3 protein-coding genes and 1 pseudogene are annotated in these 4,335 nt (G+C 58.8%); 1 reads left to right on the top strand and 3 read right to left on the bottom strand.

From position 1 onward, the window contains the following. Positions 1 to 76: pseudogene (locus BSIN_RS26700) on the top strand (peptide transporter); the annotation flags it as partial. Between the two features lie 377 nt (positions 77 to 453). On the opposite strand, the gene BSIN_RS00065 reads toward BSIN_RS26700, so the two are convergent. The 3 genes from BSIN_RS00065 to BSIN_RS00050 all read right to left on the bottom strand — a co-directional run bounded on the left by BSIN_RS00065 (position 454) and on the right by BSIN_RS00050 (position 3,220). Beyond that, complete coding sequence (locus BSIN_RS00065; RefSeq protein ID WP_089339125.1) at positions 454 to 1,653, bottom strand: tyrosine-type recombinase/integrase; 1,200 nt, start codon at positions 1,651 to 1,653, stop codon at positions 454 to 456. A gap of 224 nt (positions 1,654 to 1,877) precedes the next feature. After that, complete coding sequence (locus tag BSIN_RS00060; protein WP_159935867.1) at positions 1,878 to 2,162, bottom strand: tyrosine-type recombinase/integrase; 285 nt, start codon at positions 2,160 to 2,162, stop codon at positions 1,878 to 1,880. A gap of 773 nt (positions 2,163 to 2,935) precedes the next feature. After that, positions 2,936 to 3,220: a hypothetical protein gene (locus BSIN_RS00050; protein ID WP_089339122.1), complete on the bottom strand. Its 285-nt coding sequence runs from the start codon at positions 3,218 to 3,220 to the stop codon at positions 2,936 to 2,938. Between the last annotated feature and the right edge of the window lie 1,115 nt (positions 3,221 to 4,335).

Here is a 4,335-nt window from a genome sequence, read left to right as displayed (position 1 = left end):
CACGCCGGTCTACAAGCCGCCCGGGTTTCCGACGGCGCGGGTGACGGTCGGCTTCCAGGTGACGGCGCAATTTTGACGAAAACGCGTTCTAGCAGCCCGGCTCCATACGCACCAGAGAAGAAGGCTGGCGAGAGCAAGGGACCGACGCATTTTGGGATCAAGCAAATCGCCGCTGTCTTGTCCGTGAGCCACGAACCACGCCCCCATTGTCCATATCGCGGAGGTGGCTTGCAAACACTGCTGACGCTTACGAAGTGCTGTTGCCTTGGTGTCTCATCACTTCTGCAGATTGATGTACAGCCAGTCGTGCAACGAAAGCCACGTGGTTTATTACGCGCTATACGATGTATAGCTTGATTGGCACTGGCGCCCAGATGGCCTCGAAAACTATGCGCTTTCATACAGCACGGCAATTCGCCAGTGCGGCAGATCACTGTGCCATTCGGTACGCAGCTACTTCAGTGAATGCGGCAACAGATAATTTGCCCAATCCTGCATTAGCCCGGTACGTTTGGCGAATAGATCACCGCGTGCATAGGCCGCTTCGGTTTGATCGCCGATGATATGCGCCAGCGCGGCCTCCGAAACTTCGTTCGGGTACTGGGTGGTTTCGCGCGCCCAGTCCTTGAACGTCGAACGGAACCCATGCACGGTCAGATTGTCGTGGTCCATGCGTTTGAGAAGCTGAAGCATCGCCATGTTCGACAGGTGGTTGCCGCCCTTGGGGGCTGAAAACAGGAATTCGCTGGATGCAGCATTGAGCAGTGGTATCACCAGCGCGATTGCTGCGGTCGAGAGCGGTACGCGATGCTCGCGGCGTGCCTTCATACGCTCGGGCGAGATGGTCCAGACGCGAGCAGCAATGTCGAATTCAGAACGACGCGCACCGATGACTTCGTTGGTGCGGCTGGCGGTCAGAATCAGCAGTTGCAGCGCCTGGGCTGCCGCACCATCCTGCATCACCAAGCGCGTCATGAAGGCCGGCGCGTCACTGTACGGCAACGCAGCGTGATGCTCGACCTTCTGCACGCGCGAGGGCTTTGCCAGAAGCTGGTCCAGATGCCCCTTCCAGCGGGCGGGATTCATGCCGTGACGATATCGGCGCACGGTTGCCCAGGCGAGGATCGATTCAATGCGGCCGCGCAGGCGCGAGGCGGTTTCCGTCTTGGTCGTCCAGATCGGTTGGAGGACTTGAACGATCTCGTCGGTATCGATCTCCGACACCGGTAGATCGCCGAGAACGGGATGCGCATAGGTTGTGAGCGTGCTCTCCCACTGTGCGGCGTGCTTGGCATTCTTCCAGGACTTGCGGTGCGCCTCGATGTACTGGCTAGCACAGTCGCGGAATGGCAGGGACTTCATGTGCTCGCGTCGTGCGGCACGACGTTGCGCGTGCCGATGATCGAGCGGGTCGACGCCGCTGAGCAGCAGCTTGCGGCAGTCGAGCGCTTTGACGCGGGCGTCGGCGAGCGATACGGTGTGGATGGGACCGAGGCCCATACCGCGTGCTTTGCCTTGCCGCATGTAGCGGAACAGCCACGACTTGGCGAGGGTTCGAGTGACCTGCAGATAGAGACCGCCGCCATCGCTGTAGACACCGGGGCGCTTGACCCGCATGACATGCATGGCGGTGAGCCGATTGAGGGTTCGCATGTAACCTCCAAGCTAGCAGAATGACTAGCAAATGGTTCCAGGCTTCCTTCGGCTTTTCGCGGATGTTTACGGAATCAGAGCGAACCCGATTCTTCGCTACACCCTTGATGCCAAAGGGCTTTTGGAACTCCATGGAGGTTGTTGGATTTCACGATGTGGGGCACTTTCTCCGCCAGATAGACACCCTTTCCGCCAGAATGCATGCAGCAAGGAAAAAAGCCGGTCTAGCCGGCTTTTTTCTTTTCTGAGCTCGCCATTTCCGGTGTACATGGCGTGCCCGAATTGTGACCGCATCGGCGCTCGGCAAGATGGGCGTACCGCAGCACCATCTCATAGCTCGGCCATCCGCCAAGCTCCATCAGCCGATTCAGCGGTGTGCCGTTTTGGACGTGCCAACTCGCCCAGGTATGTCTTCGTCCGCGGAAACGGAAGTTCGTGATGCCGGCGCGCTTGCATGCGGCACGCCATTGAACCGAAGCCCACGCCGTCAGAATTTCACCGCTTTTCACCACTTCTCATGAAGACATGCGTTTGATGCTTCCCAATCCGGCGTCGAATCGTGTCAAGAGCCTCGGCCTTCAGTGGAACGCGATCGGCCGCTGCGCTTTCGCCTGATCGGGATGAATCCACGCCCGGTGCTGGACGAGATCCACCCGACTCCATTCGAGCCCGAGGATGTTCGCTTGGCGTAGCGCAGTCGCGAATCCGAAAATGGTTGCGTCCCGCATCCAATCAGGGCAAATCGCAGCCAACAGCCGGTGTGCCTCTCGCGCGTGACGCGCGATGGCGGCACGCGCGTGTTTGCGCGGCAAACGCGTACCGACCGCCGATACGCGATCCCGTTGTGTCTGTGTTCCGGGGCGCATGGTCGCCGCGCCCGCGTTCGTGCTGAGTCGCGGGTCGATGTAAGCGCGGCCGTCGCAACGCATATCAGCATGACGATCGCCGCATATGGGCGGGCAGCGGCGCCAGTCATGCATGCGGCGCGTGAGCGACGGTGTCGAGCGGATTGGCGGGCCTACCGGCACCGGACGGTTGCGCAGCAACGGAACAGCCCCGAGCCGATGGCCGATTTTTGAAGCGAGTTCCAGCTGGTTTGATCGATGATTTTAATTTCGATTTGATTCGCGCGTGAAAACGGTTTGTGCGATGAAATGAGAATGAATGCTCGCGAATCAAACGGCTTGGCCGATCAGGGGGGCATGAAATTGGCGGCTGCAGTAGGCGTACATATAAGAAAAATATTCTGCACGACGATACGCGTAAATATCCTGATGCCGATTCATGGGAAATTGAAATACAAAAAAATATTGCCATTCTCAAAATCATGGTTTTCTTCATTGAAGCGGATTTTTTTGACAACGAGAATGCGGCGGAAAAACAGTTTCAGCCGGTGTTGCGAATGAAGTATTTTTTTCGAATAGATGGATAGGCGCGATGCGATGTCGGGAAATAGATTGCAATTGGTAATGAAATTGAATGGAATGGCGATGCCGATTAATTGGCGGGTACGGCGGGGATCGACGTCGAATGGCGCAGTGATGGCATGAATCGGAGGCGTTTGCATGAATCGTAAAATCCGGGCGCGTTGCAAGGAGAACAAAGGCCGGTGCCGATCATATCGGGCTGCGGCGAGGCTGGCGCGTGCTCGTGGGCCGCGCCGAAGTCTGTCGCGGCCAGCCGTTCAACGCAGCGCACGGTTACCGCAAGAGCGGGCAGTATCGGTCGGCTCGATGCCGTACCGCCTTTAGCGGGCGGTGACACAGGCGAGTCCGGCGCGCGGGCGGCCGATGCAATCCCGGCTATCGGGCACGATGCGTTGATCGTCCGGTCGAGGCCCGCCGGATGTACCACCGGGGGCGAGCGCGAGGCGGCTGGTGTGAATGCCGCGATCGGCCAGCGCGCGTTCGCAGGTGCAGCATGACAGCGCGTCGATTTGCAACGGGACATTTTGTTCTTTGCGGGAACGCGGGCTTAGCCGGTTTTAGCGGCTTGGCAGTAATTCCAAACGAGCGTTCGGCAACGCGCGCGGCACGGTTTTCAAGCATGCGGGCCGCATGGCCGGATGGACTGGCGGCCCTGGTGCGTCAATGCATGGGGCAATAGCCGGCGGTATCGGACGCCGCGCACGGGAATTGGAAAATCGAGCCGGCGCAGTGCCGGCGGGAGACGGGCGGCTCACGGAAATGGCGCATCGCAGCGAGGCGCGCGTTGCCGGGCAATATCGGATGGATTGTTAAAGAAAGATAAGTCGGGGGATGAGAAGTAAAAATCCACTGGACAAAAAGGACCGTTTTTGTCGGTTCAATAAAACTCGCTGCGACCTCTCGATAAATCAATTGGATAGCGAACTCGTCAGCGCTCGAATCCTACTGTGATACAAACGGTCGTTTTTTTCCGTGCCGAGCGCGTTGAGCGGGGCTTTGCCATGGACGGAAAGATACGCGTGAAGACCGCCTTGGACCAGGGCGAAAGCGCGGGCGGCCGAATGCTGAGAGGGCGGCAACGAATATGGAATGAAGTGAGGGCTGGCGCGTCATGCTGCGCGTCGAATCAGCCGGATGCAATATGCGGCGCACTTTGACGGCGCGAATTGATATCGCGGCGAGTCCGAATCGGCCTTCGATCTCTGGGTTTCTCCTTGTTTGACACATGACGCGTTCTGTCCGGGTGGGCGGGATG

Source organism: Burkholderia singularis, from assembly GCF_900176645.1.
Classification (GTDB): domain Bacteria; phylum Pseudomonadota; class Gammaproteobacteria; order Burkholderiales; family Burkholderiaceae; genus Burkholderia; species Burkholderia singularis.
This window is presented reverse-complemented; position numbering and strand designations above follow the sequence as displayed.

Bases quoted from the DNA above. Each gene is read 5' to 3' on its own strand.
- BSIN_RS00065 (WP_089339125.1), bottom strand. From the start codon at position 1,653: ATGCGAACCCTCAATCGGCTCACCGCCATGCATGTCATGCGGGTCAAG.
- BSIN_RS00050 (WP_089339122.1), bottom strand. From the start codon at position 3,220: ATGCAAACGCCTCCGATTCATGCCATCACTGCGCCATTCGACGTCGAT.